This window comes from Curtobacterium flaccumfaciens (genome assembly GCF_018598405.1).
In the GTDB taxonomy this organism is placed as follows: Bacteria; Actinomycetota; Actinomycetes; order Actinomycetales; family Microbacteriaceae; genus Curtobacterium; species Curtobacterium aurantiacum.
In genome coordinates, this window is record NZ_JAHEWS010000032.1 from 1 (window position 1) to 15,301 (window position 15,301).

General features: G+C 72.0%; 14 protein-coding genes. 6 read left to right on the forward strand and 8 right to left on the reverse strand.

The genetic code is table 11. The features are described 5' to 3' along the window. Positions 1 to 87: 87 nt before the first annotated feature. The 3 genes from KK097_RS16025 (at position 88) to KK097_RS16035 (ending at position 2,463) form a co-directional block, all read left to right on the forward strand. The gene (locus KK097_RS16025) at positions 88 to 1,020 is read left to right on the forward strand and encodes an ABC transporter ATP-binding protein (protein WP_214545418.1); all 933 of its coding nucleotides are present in this window, start codon (positions 88 to 90) and stop codon (positions 1,018 to 1,020) included. Next, positions 1,017 to 1,880 carry an ABC transporter permease gene (locus KK097_RS16030; RefSeq protein ID WP_214545419.1) on the forward strand — a complete coding sequence of 288 codons (864 nt, stop codon included), beginning with the start codon at positions 1,017 to 1,019 and terminating at the stop codon, positions 1,878 to 1,880. The genes KK097_RS16025 and KK097_RS16030 overlap by 4 nt, the downstream gene beginning before the upstream one ends. Before the next feature lie 94 nt (positions 1,881 to 1,974). After that, positions 1,975 to 2,463, forward strand: coding sequence for a hypothetical protein (locus tag KK097_RS16035; RefSeq protein WP_214545420.1), 489 nt, complete (start codon positions 1,975 to 1,977; stop codon positions 2,461 to 2,463). Between the two features lie 12 nt (positions 2,464 to 2,475). Here KK097_RS16035 and KK097_RS16040 read toward each other — a convergent pair whose 3' ends face one another. Further along, on the reverse strand, positions 2,476 to 3,081 hold the full coding sequence (locus KK097_RS16040; protein ID WP_214545421.1) for a dihydrofolate reductase family protein: 606 nt from the start codon (positions 3,079 to 3,081) through the stop codon (positions 2,476 to 2,478). 138 nt (positions 3,082 to 3,219) lie between these two features. On the opposite strand from KK097_RS16040, the gene KK097_RS16045 reads away from it, so the two are divergent. Next, positions 3,220 to 5,139: a glycoside hydrolase family 43 protein gene (locus tag KK097_RS16045; protein WP_214545422.1), complete on the forward strand. Its 1,920-nt coding sequence runs from the start codon at positions 3,220 to 3,222 to the stop codon at positions 5,137 to 5,139. A 109-nt stretch (positions 5,140 to 5,248) separates the two neighbouring features. Here the strand turns inward: KK097_RS16045 and KK097_RS16050 are convergent, their stop codons facing one another. Continuing rightward, positions 5,249 to 5,668 (reverse strand): CBS domain-containing protein, encoded by a 420-nt coding sequence (locus KK097_RS16050; protein WP_214531283.1) that lies wholly within the window; start codon positions 5,666 to 5,668, stop codon positions 5,249 to 5,251. A 199-nt stretch (positions 5,669 to 5,867) separates the two neighbouring features. Between KK097_RS16050 and KK097_RS16055 the strand changes: the two genes are divergently transcribed. After that, a complete protein-coding gene (locus KK097_RS16055; RefSeq protein WP_214545423.1) occupies positions 5,868 to 7,280 on the forward strand; it encodes a protein kinase domain-containing protein in 1,413 nt (470 codons plus the stop codon). 265 nt (positions 7,281 to 7,545) lie between these two features. Here KK097_RS16055 and KK097_RS16060 read toward each other — a convergent pair whose 3' ends face one another. Beyond that, entirely contained in the window at positions 7,546 to 8,343 is a 798-nt protein-coding gene (locus KK097_RS16060; protein WP_214545424.1) for an SDR family NAD(P)-dependent oxidoreductase, read from the reverse strand. 110 nt (positions 8,344 to 8,453) lie between these two features. On the opposite strand from KK097_RS16060, the gene KK097_RS16065 reads away from it, so the two are divergent. Further along, positions 8,454 to 9,359, forward strand: a complete 906-nt coding sequence (locus KK097_RS16065; RefSeq protein WP_214531280.1) for an AraC family transcriptional regulator — start codon at positions 8,454 to 8,456, stop codon at positions 9,357 to 9,359. 6 nt (positions 9,360 to 9,365) lie between these two features. Here the strand turns inward: KK097_RS16065 and KK097_RS16070 are convergent, their stop codons facing one another. Genes KK097_RS16070 through KK097_RS16090 form a run of 5 tightly spaced genes read right to left on the reverse strand, consistent with a single transcriptional unit; the run spans position 9,366 to position 15,277 of the window. Continuing rightward, complete coding sequence (locus tag KK097_RS16070) at positions 9,366 to 9,851, reverse strand: tetratricopeptide repeat protein (RefSeq protein WP_214545425.1); 486 nt, start codon at positions 9,849 to 9,851, stop codon at positions 9,366 to 9,368. After that, entirely contained in the window at positions 9,848 to 11,746 is a 1,899-nt protein-coding gene (locus tag KK097_RS16075; RefSeq protein WP_214545426.1) for a DUF6807 family protein, read from the reverse strand. The genes KK097_RS16070 and KK097_RS16075 overlap by 4 nt, the downstream gene beginning before the upstream one ends. After that, the gene (locus KK097_RS16080; RefSeq protein WP_214545427.1) at positions 11,743 to 13,422 is read right to left on the reverse strand and encodes a hypothetical protein; all 1,680 of its coding nucleotides are present in this window, start codon (positions 13,420 to 13,422) and stop codon (positions 11,743 to 11,745) included. The genes KK097_RS16075 and KK097_RS16080 overlap by 4 nt, the downstream gene beginning before the upstream one ends. Next, positions 13,422 to 14,306 carry a carbohydrate ABC transporter permease gene (locus KK097_RS16085; protein ID WP_250896832.1) on the reverse strand — a complete coding sequence of 295 codons (885 nt, stop codon included), beginning with the start codon at positions 14,304 to 14,306 and terminating at the stop codon, positions 13,422 to 13,424. The genes KK097_RS16080 and KK097_RS16085 overlap by 1 nt, the downstream gene beginning before the upstream one ends. Further along, on the reverse strand, positions 14,303 to 15,277 hold the full coding sequence (locus tag KK097_RS16090; protein WP_214545428.1) for a carbohydrate ABC transporter permease: 975 nt from the start codon (positions 15,275 to 15,277) through the stop codon (positions 14,303 to 14,305). Before KK097_RS16090 ends, KK097_RS16085 begins: the two co-directional genes overlap by 4 nt. Between the last annotated feature and the right edge of the window lie 24 nt (positions 15,278 to 15,301).

A 15,301-nucleotide genomic window follows, 5' to 3' on the forward strand; every position in this document is an offset into this window, starting at 1 on the left:
CCCGCGAGCCACCTCACCCTGTGGGTGCCTACATCTCCCCCCAACGGCGGACGCGGCGCCGACGCCGCCTCCCGTAGCGTCGAGGCCGTGATCGAAGTCAGCCACCTCACCAAACAGTACGGTCCGAAGACCGCCGTGGACGACGTCTCGTTCGTCGTGCGTCCCGGCAGCGTGACCGGCTTCCTCGGGCCCAACGGCGCCGGGAAGTCCACCACGATGCGCATGATCATGGGGCTGGACCGGCCCACGTCGGGCACGGCCACCGTGAACGGCCAGCCCTACACGAGCTTCCGCGACCCGCTCCGGCAGGTCGGCGCCCTGCTCGAGGCGAAGGCGGTGCACTCCGGCCGGAGCGCCTACAACCACCTGCTCTCCCTCGCGGCGACCCACGGCATCCCGAAGTCCCGCGTGCACGAGGTCATCGACATGACCGGCCTCGACTCGGTCGCGAAGAAGCGCGTCGGCGGGTTCTCGCTCGGCATGGGGCAGCGCCTGGGAATCGCTGCCGCACTGCTCGGTGACCCGAAGACCCTGATCCTCGACGAGCCGGTCAACGGCCTCGACCCCGACGGTGTCGTGTGGGTCCGTCAGCTCGCCCGCCGGATGGCCGCAGACGGTCGCACGGTGTTCCTGTCGAGCCACCTGATGAGCGAGATGGCGCAGACCGCCGACCGCGTGGTCGTCCTCGGCCGGGGCAAGGTCCTCGCCGACGCCCCGATCGCCGAGTTCGTCGCCGGTGGCGGAGCCGCAGCCGGCACCGAGGCCGCCGTCAGCCGCGTCATCGTCCGCACCCCGGACCCGAACGGCCTGTTCACCGCGATCGGGCCGAACGCCTCGGTCACCCAGCGTGAGGACGGCTCGTTCCTCGTCGTCGGGCCCGACGCGCCGACGGTCGGCAACATCGCCGCGCAGGCCGGCGTCCCCCTGCACGAACTCACCCCGACCGGCGCGAGCCTGGAGGAGGCCTACATGGCCCTCACCCGCGACGACGTCGAGTACCGATCGGAGGGCACCCGATGAGCGCCACCACCTCGCCCACCACACCGTCGACCCGGATGTCCGGCTCGACCCGCCTGTCGTTCCCGCACCTGGTGCGGAGCGAGTGGATCAAGCTGCGCAGCATCCGGTCCACGTTCTGGTGCTACGCGATCCTGGTCGTCCTCACGATCGGCATGGCCGCGCTGATCGGGGCGAACACGAACAGCGGCGGCCAGGAGCTGCCGACGGACATCGCCAACGGCACCTTCGTGAACGCCAACGCCGTGGGTGTCCTGCTCTCGTCGCTCGTCGTCGGCGTGCTCGGCGTCCTCATCATCACCGGTGAGTACGGCACGGGCCAGGTCCGCTCGACGTTCACCGCCGACCCGCGGCGCACCGGCGTGATCCTGGCGAAGGCCACCGTCCTCGCCATCGCGACCTTCGTCGTCAGCGCCGTCGCTACCTGGATCGGCGTCCTCATCTCGCTCCCGCTGCTGGCCGGCAACGGTGTCGAGCCGGAGCTCGGTGACCCGTCGGTGTTCCTGCCGATCCTCGGTTCGTCGGTCTTCCTGACCCTGCTGGCGCTCCTCGCCTTCGGCATCGGTCTGCTCGTCCGGTCGAGCGCCGGCGGCATCGCGATCACGCTCGGCCTCCTGCTGGTCGTTCCGGGGGTGCTCGCACTCATGAGCGGACTGATGAAGGTCGACTGGCCGATGGACATCGCGGCGTTCCTGCCCGACTCGGCCGGCGGCCAGCTCTACGCCTACTCGTACGACGGCGCGAGCACGGTCGACAACAGCGGGGTCGTGCTGAACGGCTGGGGCGGCTTCGGCGTCCTCGCGGCCGAGGTGCTCGTCATCGGCGGCCTCGCCCTGACGCTCGCGCGCCGTCGCGACGTCTGACGCGACCACCCCACGGCCGGGAGGCGCGGTGCCAGCCGGCGCCGCGCCTCCCGTCGTTCACGGCGCGGGTCCACAGCGTCACTAGGCTCACAGCGTGCGCTCCGTCCCCGCCCTGCTCCTGCCCGCGATCGCGGGTGTGCTGCTGCTCGCCGGCTGCTCCGGGCCGCCGCCCGTCGACGAGGCGGCGCTGCATGCCTGGGAGAAGCGGCAGATGGCCACCGAGTCAGACCGAGATCGCGGTGCGATGTTCGCCCAGGCGTCCGCCGGACAGGGGGCGACGGGGGACGACGACGAAGCCGACCGGGGCATCACGATCAGCTTCGCGCACCCGGAGACGCTCGACCACCTCGAGTTCTCGTGCTTCGGGGACGGACACATGAGCGGTTCCCTCAGGGTCGTGTCCGGGTCCACGTCGCGGGTGCGCTTCGTCGACGAGCTGTCGTGCAGCGACGGGGAGCAGCGCATCGACCTGCAGCGGAGTGAGCGCGCCGACGTCGACAGCATCTCCTTCAACGGGTTCGACAGCGACCGGGACAGCGCCTGGTACGTCCGGGTCATCGGCTCCGAGCCGGCGCGGGACTGATCCGCCGAGCGCTCAGGACCGCCGGACGTCGTACCGGTGCAGGGTGACGCCGCCGTCGTAGCGCTGCTGCTCGAGCAGGTCGAGCTGCACGAGCGGACGGTGCCCCGACACCGGCGCATCGAACAGCGGCCGACCGGCACGGAGCACCGACGGGTGTGTGAAGAGCATGACCTCGTCGAGCAGCCCGGCGTCGAGCAGCTGACTCGCGATGCTCGGCCCACCCACGCCGATGTCGCCGTCGCCGGAGGCACGGATCGCGGCCAGCTCGGCGATCGCTTCGCCGCCGCCACCGATGACACGGGTGTCGTGGTCGGCGGTGGTCCGGGTACGGGACACGAGGATCTTCGGCTGTGCGGTCCAGATCTCGCCGTACTCGCGCAGGTACTGCGGCATCGACTCGTCGTGCCGGGCGTCCGGCCAGAACGGGTCCATCATGTCGCGCACGATCCGGCCCTCGACGGACAGGGTCATCGCGGCGGCACGGGCGTTGAACTCGCGGTGCAGCGGCTCGTCGATCCGGATCCAGTCGGGTCCGTCCAGGCCGTCGTGCTCGCCGGGGGCCCGTTCGACGAACCCGTCGACGGAGACGTTGATCCAGTAGACGAACCTCGCGGGCATGGCAGGACTCCTTCGTCGCACCGATCGGGGCGGAACCGTAGCGGTCGCCCGCGGCCGAGCGTACGCTCGCGGACGTCGCCCGTCGACACCCGCAGTCCCTCCAGCAGCACCTCCCTCAACGACGAGAGCAGGTCCGGCATGCGCCGATCGTCCACCGCACTCCTCGCCGTCGTGACGTTCCTCGGCGTCACGGCCACGGGCCTCCAGGCCGGACCAGCGGATGCGTCCGCGGTCACCGGCCGCACGGCCGAGGCGACGACCACCACGACCGTGGCGTCCGACGCTGCGAGCCGGCACGGCCGCGCAGCACCCAGCCACCGGAACCCGATGGCGCTCAGCCTGCCGGACGGACAGACGGCCGCGAGCTGTGCCGACCCGACCGTGATCCACGGTGCCGGACGCGACCGGAACTGGTACCTGTACTGCACGACCGACGCACTCACCGCGACGGAGCAGAACCCGGACGGGTCCCTCGTGCAGCACGCGGTGCCGACGTACCGGTCGACGGACCTGACGAACTGGACCTACGTCAACGACGCGTTCCCGACGAAGCCCGCCTGGGTGGGCGACGCGAACGGGGTCTGGGCGCCGGACATCGTGTACCGCGCGGGCGAACGCGGCCGCGCCGGCACCTGGTACCTGTACTACGCCGCCTCGGACACCCCGTCGGCGACGGGTCCGACCGGTGGCGGTTCCGCGGTGGGCGTGGCGACGAGCTCGAGCCCGACCGGCCCGTGGAAGGACTCCGGTGGCCCGGTCGTGGCACCGCAGACCGCACCGAACGGCGACGGCGCGCGGTGGGCGTTCGACCCCGAGGTCATCACGGACAAGGGCAGGACCTACCTGTACTTCGGCAGCTACTTCGGCGGGGTGAACGTCCGTCGGCTCAGCGCCGACGGGCTGCGCTCCGACCCGTCGTCCGAGCGGCAGATCGCGATCGACAACCGCTACGAGGGCGCGTACCTGATGCGGCACGGCGGCTGGTGGTACTTCATGGGCTCCGCCACGAACTGCTGCAACGGTGCCCTGACCGGCTACGGCGTCTTCGTCGCCCGCTCGCGCAGCCCGCTCGGACCGTTCACGGACCGTGACGGGGTGGCGATCACGAGCACCCGGGTCGGCGGCACGCCCCTGCTCGCGCAGAACGGCAACCGCTGGGTGGGGACGGGGCACAACACGGTGGTCACCGACTTCGCCGGGCAGGACTGGATCATCTACCACGCGGCGGACCGGAACGACCCGTACTACGCGGGCCAGCCGACCTACACGAAGCGTCCGGCGCTGATCGACCCGCTCGACTGGCGGCGCGGCTGGCCGGTCGTCCGCGGTGGTGCCGGCCCCTCGGACTCGGTGCAGCCGGGGCCGGTCGCCCAGCCGGGGCAACGGCCGACGTACCGGGCGTCCAGCGCGCCCGTCGACGTGCCGGGCCGGACGATCCGGGCGCTGTCGACCTCGTTCGACGGCACCACGTTGCCGCCCGCTCTCACCTGGACGCGTGAGCCCGACCCGTCGACGTGGACCGTCGCCGACGGCACGTTCCGCTGGCAGACGCAGGACGCCGACATCCACCCGCCGCAGACGCCGCTGGCCTCGGTGCTGTCCGAACCGGCACCCCGTGGCGACTACGTGCTCCAGACCACGGTCGGGGTGGACACCCCGGCCACCGGCGACGGGCTGAACTACGTGCAAGGCGGCCTGATCGTGTGGGGTGACGACGGGAACTACGTCCGGCTGACGTCGAACTCGATCTTCAACACCCGCCAGACCGAGTTCGGCAAGCAGGTGTCCGGGCAACCGGCCGGCGCGCCGAGCTACGGCAACATGGTCGTCGGTCCGGTGGGGGACACCACCACGCTCCGGATCGTGCACCGCGAGGTCCGGGGTGAGCACCGGTACACGGCGTACACGAGCCTCGACGGCCGGCACTTCGTCCGGGGCGGGACGTGGACGGCGGACCTCGGCAGCACGCCGCGGGTCGGACTCATCTCGCTCGGCGGCTCCGGGTTCACCAGCACCTTCGAGGACCTCCGCGTCAGCACGGTCGCCACGAATCGCTGACCGCGGCGGGGCGTGGAAGCCGCAAGACACCGGTGTTCGCACGCTGAACCGCGGTCTGCGCGTGTTCGACCCGCGAACACCGGTGTCTTGCGTCACCGCCCCGTCGCTGTCAGGACTCCTCGGAGATCGCCCCGACGGTCTCGCCGGTCTGCCCGGCCTCGAGCTTCCGGGCGACGTCGGCCTGGCTGATCATCCCGACCAGTCGGTGGCCGTCGATCACGGGGAGACGCCGGACCTGGTGCTGCTCCATCGTGGTCAGCGCGTCACGGATGTCGTCGTCGGCACCGATCGTGACGACCTCGCTGAAGCCCAGGTCCTTCGCCGTGTAGTCGCCGGGGGTCCCGCCCTTGGCGACGCACTTCACGACGATGTCGCGGTCCGTCAACACACCCTTGAGCTTGTCGTCCTCGCCGCAGATCGGCAGGGCACCCACGTCCAGGTCTGCCATCTTCTTCGCCGCGTCGACCAGCGTGTCGTTCTCGCCGACACACTCGGCGCCCTCGGTCATGATCTCGCGTGCAGTGGTCATGGTGCGTCCTTCCATCGGTTCTGGGAGTCCCCGTGTACGCGTGGCCGCATCCCCGTCGACGCAGATCGCCGTGCGGCCCGCGTCGACCGGACAGGCAGCGGACCACTGCGCGTTCAGCCGCAGAACGTCGTCGGTGAACCGGATACCCGTCGGGATGCGAAGATGCATCGTTGGTGCCGGAGCCGAGAACGAGGGTTGGATGATCCCGACGCAGGAACACGACGCGAGCGCGCCGCTGCTCGACGGTCGGTACCGCTTGGAGCAAGCGATCGGTCAGGGCGGCATGTCCGTCGTCTACCGGGGTGTGGACGAGAGTCTGCACCGCCCGGTCGCGATCAAGCTGTTCCACGCGGGCATCGTCGACATCGCCCGCCAGGAGGCAGAACTCGGCGTCCTGGCATCGCTCGAGCACCACAACCTCGTCAGCCTGCTCGACGCCGGGGTCCTCACGGGCCAGGACGGCACGCAGCAGCGTTACATCGTGATGTCGCTCGTCGTCGGGCAGGACCTCGAGGAGCGCCTCGCCGTCGGCCCGCTCGCGTCGCGCCACATCGCCGAGATCGGCTACGACATGGCCGAGGCCCTCGACTACATCCACGCCCACGGTGTCGTGCACCGCGACATCAAGCCGTCGAACATCCTGCTCGTCGACTACGGCAACGGCTCCGACCGCGCCCGCGCACGCCTGACCGACTTCGGCATCGCGCTCGCCGCCGGGGTCGAACGCCTGACCGCCGACGGCGTCACCACCGGCACCGCCGCGTACCTCAGCCCGGAGCAGGCCCGCGGTGGCGAGGTCGGCCCGCCGAGCGACGTCTACTCGCTCGGACTCGTGCTGCTGCAGTGCTTCACCCGCCGCCGCGAGTTCCCCGGCTCGCTCGTCGAGTCCGCCGTCGCACGGCTGTCCCGCGACCCCGTGGTCCCCGAGCCCCTGCCCGAGCACTGGAAGCACCTGCTCCGCGCCATGACCGCGCAGGACCCCGCGGCCCGTCCGCTCGGGGCCGAGCTGGTCACCATGCTCCGCGACGTCGTGATCGCCGAGACCGCCGCACCGGACCACGTGGTCGAACCGGCGGACGAGACGGCGCCGGTGCCGACGCGCGCCGACACGGATCGCCCCGCGACCCTCGACACCCTGCCCGACGAGTCGCTCCAGCGCACGACGGCCATGGCCGCCCGACTGTTCGACGCGCCGATCGCCCTGGTCGAGGTGCTCGACGAGGACCGCGAGTGGTCCCAGTCGTACATCGCCGAGGGTGTGGACGAGGCGGCGCGGAGCATCAGCTTCCGCAACGGCTTCGCGCCCGTCCCGGTCCCCGTCGTGATCCCGGACGGTTCCGCGCACCCCGAGATGCGCAACAGCCCCCTGGTGACCGGCCCGCTCGGCATCCGCTTCTACGTCAGCGTCCCCCTCGTCAAGCACGACGGTGCGACCATCGGCACGCTCGCGGTGCTCGACACCCGCCCGCGGCAGGCCACCGAGGACGACCTCGCGAACCTCCGCGACCTGGCGGCGCTCGCCGTCACCCAGCTCGAGATCCGCCAGGAGTCCCTCCGCACGACCAGCGACTCGCTGCCGGTCCCGCGGGTGGTCGGCGACCCGACCGCCTGACGGGAGGCCCGGTGCCAGCCGGCACCGCGCCTCCCGCCCGTGTCGTGGTCGCGACCACCGCCGCGCTGACGCCGTCCGCCGAGCGCTCACGATCCATCGCCTGACGCGCTCCCGCGCGACGGTCCGTGGCCGCTCGACCACCGGGCGGTGGTGTGTCCTGACCGCTCACGGACCCGGTACCCGGCTGACCCCTGCCGAGCGGGCGGAATGCCGGGGTGCCTCCGCGTATCGACCGGGGTGTTCCGCCCGCTCGTGCGGGGCCCGCTCAGCCGAGGCGGGTCGCGGCGAGGCCGCCGTCCACGTCGATGGTGGCGCCGTGCACGAAGGCCGCCTCATCGGAGGCCAGCCAGCGCACGGCGAACGCGACGTCTGCCGGTCGGACGGGCGAGCCGGCCGGGGTGCCCGCCGTCATCTGCGCGAGGACGTCGTGCGAGTCCGCGTTGCCCGGCGTCGCGGTGGCACCGGGCGACACGGTCGACACCCGCACGCCGTGCGGCCCGAACTCGGCTGCCCAGGCTCGGGTCAGCTGCTCGACGGCGGCCTTCGTCGCCGGGTAGAGCGCCGTGAACGGGACGCCGACGCGGGACATCCACGAGCCGATGTTCACGATGACGCCCGAGCAACGTTCGACCATGGCGGGGGCCAGCGCTCCGACCAGCACGTGGGGTGCGCGGACGTTCGTGGCCCAGAGCGCCTCGGCGTCGTCGTCGGCGAGCAGCGCGGTGGGCCCGACCGGGTAGACGCCGGCGTTGTTCACGAGGACGTCGACCCGGCCGCCGAGCGCTTCGGCGGCACGGGCAGCGAGGTCGCGGACCGCGTCGGGGTGCGTGTTCAGGTCGCCGATCACGGCGACGGCGGTGCCTCCGGAGGCGGTGATGGTGTCCACCACGGCCTGCGTACGCTCCGGGTCGCGGCCCGCCACCGCGACGGTGGCGCCGGAGGCGGCGAGGACACGGGCGACGGCTTCGCCGATGCCGCTCGATGCGCCGGTCACCAGCGCGGTGCGGCCGGCCAGTCGGTCGTCGAGGGTCAGGGAGTCGAGGAGTGCTTCGTTGGTGTGCATGCTCCGATGCTCGGTCCGATGAGCCGGTCGGCGGTTGCCCAGGACTCCGGAGTGCTTGCCGGATCCTGCACGGGCAGGGCAAGCGTCGGATGCCTCGACAGAATGGGCACATGGACGACGTCACCTCGGACCGGCTGGACCGTGCGCTGCAGAGCGTCCTCGCCCACCTCGACGACACGGAGCGCGCCGCACGGCTCGGCCTCCGCCTGGCCCGGGTCGACCGTCCGACCGACCTCGGGTACCAGCGCTACACGCCGTCGGTGTCGGTGGTGCTCGCCGGACGGAAACGCTCCATCGTCGGGGACGACGACCAGCTCTGGGGTCGCGAGCGCTACATCATCACGCCCGTCGACCTGCCCGTGATCGCCGGGGTGGTCGAGGTCGAACCACCCGCGGGGTTCGTCGCGGTCGTCTGGCAGCTCGACCCCGCGGTGGTGGCCGAGGTCGCGACGGCGATGTCCCGTCCGCACCAGGACGAGGCGCCGCCGGCACGACTCGGCAGCTGGACCCCGGCCCTGGCGGACGCGTTCGCCCGGCTCGTCGGACTGCTCGATGCTCCGGAGGACATGGCCGTCCTCGCGCCGCTCGTCACCCGCGAGGTCGTGCTCCGTCTGCTGCAGACCGACCAGGCGCCGCGCATCCTGGCAGCCATCGGCAACCGGGACGGAGACGTCGTCGCTGCGGCCACGGCGCTGCTCACCGACCGGTTGGCGGACCCGTGGTCGGTGGCCGGCCTGGCTGCGGCCGTCCGGACGAGCGAGTCGACCCTGTTCGCGCGCTTCCGGCAGGTCACCGGGATGAGCCCCGTGCAGTACCTGCGGCGGTTGCGGCTCGGCGAGGCCCGGCGGCGGATGATCGTGCTCGGTGACACCGCCGCGCAGGCTGCGGTGGCGGTGGGGTACCGGAGCGCTTCACACTTCTCGCGTGACTACCGCGCCCTGCACGGCCGGCCACCGGCTGCCGACGCCGGTCGGGCCCGTGCACTGCTCGCGCGGGGCGAGGTCGCGATCGCCTGACGCGCGTCAGTCCTCGGTGAGGGCCGCCGCGTAGGCGCGGACGGACCGGTGGTACCGGGGGAGCGTCGGCTCGACGGCCTCGATCGCGACGCGCAGCGCCTCGGCGGAGCGTCCCGCGCTGTGCAGGGCGAGCGCGAGGAACACCCGCGGCGCCGCTCCGGTGGCGGGGTGCTCCGGAGCGTCGCGGAGCATCGCGATGGCAGCGTCGATCCGGCCGAGGTTCCGCAAGGTCGAGGCATGCTGGACGACCATCCGCGCGGCGCGGTCCGGGTCGACGCTGTCCAGACCGGCCGCGGTCGCGGCGGCGTACTGCACGTCGGCGTCGGCCTCGCGTCCGCCCGAGTCGAAGGCGCCGCCCAGCTCGAACGCGCCGAGTGCGGGATGCGGGGCGTCGGCGGCGAGGTCACGCATCCGCTCGATCCGCTGCTGATCGTCGATCGTCTCGTCGTCCCACAGTGCCGCGACGCGCGACTCCCAGTCCCCGGTGCTCATCCGGCGAGCGTACCGCCGTCGGTGATCGTCGCGCGGAACGAGCGGACCAGCGGTGCGCCGGGCTGCACGACGGCGGGGGTGTCCCACGCCAGTGCCGACCCGATCGCGGGGTACTCCTCGGCGCGGACGAACCAGGGGTCGTGGTGGTCGACGGCCTCGATGCGGATCGTCGCCGGGCCGCCGTCGAACACAGCGGACCACGTGATCCAGGGCGCCACCGAGCCGTGCACTGCGGCCTCGCCCTCGGCGTCGGCTGTCCGGACGATGATCCCGGTGCACTCGGGGAACCGCCAGAAGAAGCCGCCGTAGCCCGCCCCGACCCGACCGTTGCTGCCCGGACCCCCGAGGTGCACCGGGGCGTCGCCGGGGGTGCGGAACGACGACGACCAGGACAGCTCCCACCCGCTGGTGACCGCGCGCCACCGCAGGGTGCGGTCCTCGCGCAGGACCACCGTGCGGTCCGGGCCCCGCCAGACGAGCGCCTCGGTGGACGTCGTGTCGTGCTGCTCGGCGTGCTCGACCTCGACCGAGCCGTGGTCGTCGCGCCAGACGTAGCCGGCGCCGCGCACGGAGGTCCGTCCGCCCCAGCAGTTCACGCCGTCGACGTCGGGGATCGCGACACCGACACCGCAGTGCCAGTCGTGGTCGCCGGGGTGGTGCGCGCTGACCACGGTGCCGCCGAGGGTCCGGACCGGGTGCAGGTACGGCCGAGGGGACGATGTGGCGATCGTGCCGGCCCCGTCGCGTTCAAGGGCGACCGTGACGTCGTCCACGCTGAGCGCCTGCAGTGTCTCGTCCCGGGCCGCGTGCGCCCACGGTGCCCCCACCTCCGAGAACAGTGCGCGGGCGTCTGCGGCACGGTCGATCGTGGCCTCGACGTCGGTCAGGACGGGGCGACGAGTCGATCCCTCGCCCTCCCACGTCACCCAGGGGTGGTCGAGCTGCACGGGTTCGGTGGCACGGACCGCCTCGAGCACCTCGACGAACGCGCCGGTGGAGACCAGCGGTACCAGGAGCGCGTCGCCGCGTGATCGGTGCGCGAGCAGGTTCTCGAGCAGGTCGGTGCGCTCCAGGTGTGTGGTCGTGCCGTCGATCGTGACGTCGTCCGTCGTGTACCGCAGCACGCCGCGCCCGGCCGTGCCCCGCACCCGTACGGACGGCGGGACCTCGGTGGTGGCGCAGAGTGTGAGGGCCGCAGTGGCCTCGAGACCGGTGGTCGTGGTGACCCGGACGGCCGAGGTGTCGTCGCCCTCGATCGCGTTCGCACGGTACAGCTCGACCTCGACCCGGGCGACCTCGTCGGCTCGGCGGCACCCGACGAGTGCCAGGGCGGTCGCCACGGCGTGCGCGAGCGGGTTGGTGACCACGCCGTCGAGCACGTCGACCCCGCCGACCCGGCGCCGTCCAGCCCAGGGGGAGCGGTCCCAGTACGCCTGGTCGCGGGTCCAGGTGCCGACCGCTGCCGCTGACCGGACGGCACCGACGAGCGACCCGTCACGGAACGCCGGCAGGGCGGCGGAACCGAGGCTCTGGAAGCCCACCTGGACGACCCGGCCGGTCCGACGTTCGGCCTCGAGCAGCAGGCCGAGGGCCTCGCGTGTGGCGACCGGCGGCTTCTCGAGCAGTACGTCCGCACCGGCGTCGAGCGCGTCGAGGGTGAGCGGCAGGTGCGCCGGGATCGGAGCCGCCACGACGACCACGTCCACCCGACCGAGCCGCCGGGCAGCGGCCACGTCGGGCACCACGGGAGCACTCGCGTCGGTCGTCGTGCCGAGCGCGGGATCGACGACGGCGGTCAGCGTGCAGTCGCGGGCGGCCACGAGTCGGTCGATGTTCGCACGGTGGTGCAAGCCGTAGCCCCGGGCCCCGACGAGCACCACGCCCGGCAGGGTCACCGCCCGGTCCCGATGACGATGCGTGTGGCGCCGGGGGCTCGGCCGGTGACGTGGACGTGCTCGCCCTGCGGTCGGTCGGTCCCGCCGAGGAACGCGTAGTCCTGCCCGGGCGCGTAGAACGCCGGCTGACCCGGGCCGCTGCCGTTGCCCGGGCCGAACGTCACGACGTCGGTGCCGACGCGGTAGCTGCCGGTTCCCTCGGCGAGGACGCGCTCCCCGGTGACGGTGTCGGCCTGCGTGCCCACGACGGTGCCCCCGGGGTGGAACGTGAGCTGCAGTGACCACGGCACGTCGGCCCCCGCGGTCGTGACGTCGAGCACGACGGCATCCGAGGTGACCGCCACGTCGACGGTCATCGTCATGGTCACCGCGTCGACGGGGCGCTCGCCGAAGGCCATCGCGGCGGAGAACCGCCCTTCGTCGGCGAGCGGGTAGCGGCCGTCCGACCGGCGCCGGACGCCGGGCAACGGCTGGTGGTAGCCGGCGGACACGGTCTCGACGAGCCGGAACCGCCCGTCGCCGAGCGACTCGAGCGCGGTGGGTCGGAACGGACCGAGGCCGAAGAACTCCCGGGAGAGCCGCACGTCGGACAGCACGACCGACCCGGTGACGACCCGCAGGAAGGTGGGGCTGTTCGCCAGCCCCGAGCGCACGTGACCCTGGGCGGGGACGTCCGACCCGGCGAAGAGCACGACACTGCGGTCGGGCTCACGCACGTGCACGAGCCGCGCGTCGGCGAAGGAGTGCACGGCGGGGGCGAGCGGGACGGGTTCCGGAAGTGGCTGCCCGAGCAGGGGATCGGTCATCGCCCGTGCCGCGACGGTGGCCGGCTGCCACATCTCGGCCACGGCGGCGCGTGCTGCGACCGCGGCGAGGTCGCCCCGGCCGTCGCGCACCGCGACGTGCCAGAGCAGCGGCGCGAACGCCCCGATCCCGAAGGGCTGTGACTGGTCCTGCCGGCGGGACTGCACGGTCTCGACGGTGTCGTCGGGCAGCAGGAGTGCGAGCGTGGCATCGAGCGAGCTGCGCACCGGGTCGAGCAGAGCGGGGCGGTCGAGCACGGAAGCGAGCACCAGGAACGACGGCCCGGACACGGCGGACGCGTAGTTCGGGCTCCGCTCCGACCACAGGCCGTCGGCGTCGATGTCCGGGCCCTCGGCCAACCACTCGTCGATGCGGTCGACGAGCGCCGCCGACGGGTGCAGCCGGTGGACCCGGGCGAGGGCGGCGGCGATCTCCCACCGGTGGTTCGGGGTGTGCACCCCGCCGGTGAGCAGTGCGGGAGTCGCCCGGACGACGATCGCGTCGAGGTCGTCGGCCAGCGCAGCCGCTGCCGGCACCGCCGCCCGGTGCGGTGCGAGCAGTTCGAGTGCGTCGCAGACGTCGTTGACCGTGAACGCGGAGTCCGGTGGGGAGAGCACGTTGTCGCCGCCGACGAACGTGCCACCGGGGGACTGCCGGGCCGCGAGGTGCCGGACCCAGCGGTGCGCGGTGGCGAGGTCGTCGTGCGTGGCGTGGGCGGGGCCTCCAGGCCGTTGCCGGACCCACGCACCGACCAGCGCGAGCGCACGCGCCATCAGTTCCCGGTGCTGCAGCGCGGCCGGGTCGTCGTCAGCGAGCCGCAGGCGGGCGACCTCGGCGTCGGCGGCCGGGCCGGCCAGGTCGAGGAACCCCATCAGTCCTTCAGACCCGCGTTGAGGTCGGCGCCGTTCACGTACTTCTGGAACACCAGGTAGAGCAGCACGAGCGGGATGATCGAGATGACCGAGGCGCCGAGCAGGACCGTCCAGTTCACGTTCTCGGCACCGACGATGCTCTGCAGGGCGATCTGGATCGTGAACTGCTTCGGGTCGTTGAGCACTAGGAGTGGCCAGATGTAGTCGTTCCACCGCCACTGGAACGAGAAGATCGCGAGCGTCAGCATGATCGGGCGGGAGATCGGCAACATGATCCGCCAGAAGATCCCGAACTCGCTCGCCCCGTCGATCCGGGCGGCCTCGACCAGGTCGTCCGGCACGGTGATGAAGAACTGCCGGAACATGAAGATGCCGGTCGCGGTGATCACCGACGGCACGATGATGCCGGCGAGCGAGTCGTACATGCCGAGGTCGCGGATGACGATGAACGTCGGGGCGAGGATCACCTCGGTGGGGAGCATCGTCGTGGCGAGGATGCAGACGAAGAACACCTTGAGCCACCTGTTGTCGTACTTCGCCAGCGCGTACCCGGTGGCCGCGCTCGCCAGCACCGTCAGCACCGTCGTGACCAGGGCGACGATGACGGTGTTGCCGAAGTACCGGGCGAAGTCGTAGCTCGACCAGGCCTCGGCGAAGCCGTCGACCGACCAGTTCTGCGGCAGCAGGGTGAGCGGGTACGAGAACAGCTCGCCGCCCGGCTTGAACGCACTGAGCACGAACCACAGCACCGGGAACCCGAAGGCGATGATGAACACCCAGAGCAGGGCCGTTGCCGCGATCGCCTTGGGCCGGGGCGGGCCGTCCGTGCGCTTCTTGCTCGTGCTCGTGCTGGGAGCGGGCACCGTGGGCAGGGTGGCGGTCATCGACGGGTCTCCGTCCGACGGTTCACGGCCAGCTGGATCAACGCGATGGCCATGAGGATGAGCATGAGGACCATCGACGCCGCGCTCGCGTAGCCGATGTGGGCGTTCTGGAACCCGTTCGTGTAGATGTACTGCACCAGCAGGTTGTTGTCGGTGCCCGGACCACCGCCGTTGAGCGCCTGGACGGTGGCGAACTCCTTGAACGCCCCGAGCGACGACAGCAGGACCACGATGAACGACGTCGGCGCGATGCTCGGCAGGGTGATGTAGCGGAACTGGTGCCAGGCGCCCGCGCCGTCGAGCGAAGCCGCCTCGTAGTACGACTGCGGGACGTTCCGGATCGCAGCGACGAACAACAGCATGTTGAACGCGGCTCCGGCCCACGCGGTGGCGAAGACGACGACCAGGAGCGACAGGTCGGCGTTCGACTGCCACGGGACGGCCTTGCCGCCCAGGGACTCGATGACGAAGTTCGCCAGGCCGAAGTTCTCGCCGAACATCCACCGCCAGATCACACCGGTGACGATGGGGGAGATCAGCCACGGCACGAAGAACACGATGCGGGCGACGCTCCGGCCCTTCGCCGCGGGGCTCGTGAGCATGAGCGCCATCGACAGCGCCAGGACGAAGCCGAGTGGAACGGCGACGATCGCGTACAGGAAGGTGCGGCCGAGGGCTGCGTAGAAGGTGTCGTCGGCGAAGAGCTCGAAGTAGTTCGCCAGGCCGACGAACTGCGGGTCGACGACACCGTTGTAGTCGGTGAACGAGTAGCCCAGGCCGATCACTGCGGGCCATACGAAGAACACCACGAACAGGACGGCGTTCACACTGACGAACAGGATCGGGGCGAGGACGGGCTTGCTGACGCCGGAGCGTCGGCGCTTCGTCCCGCCGGGTGCGCCGGGCCGTCGGGGCGGCACCGGGGTGGGCACGACGGTCTGCACGTCGCCGGCTGCGGTGGGGATGCTCACGATGATCCTCTTCGTTCGTCGCGC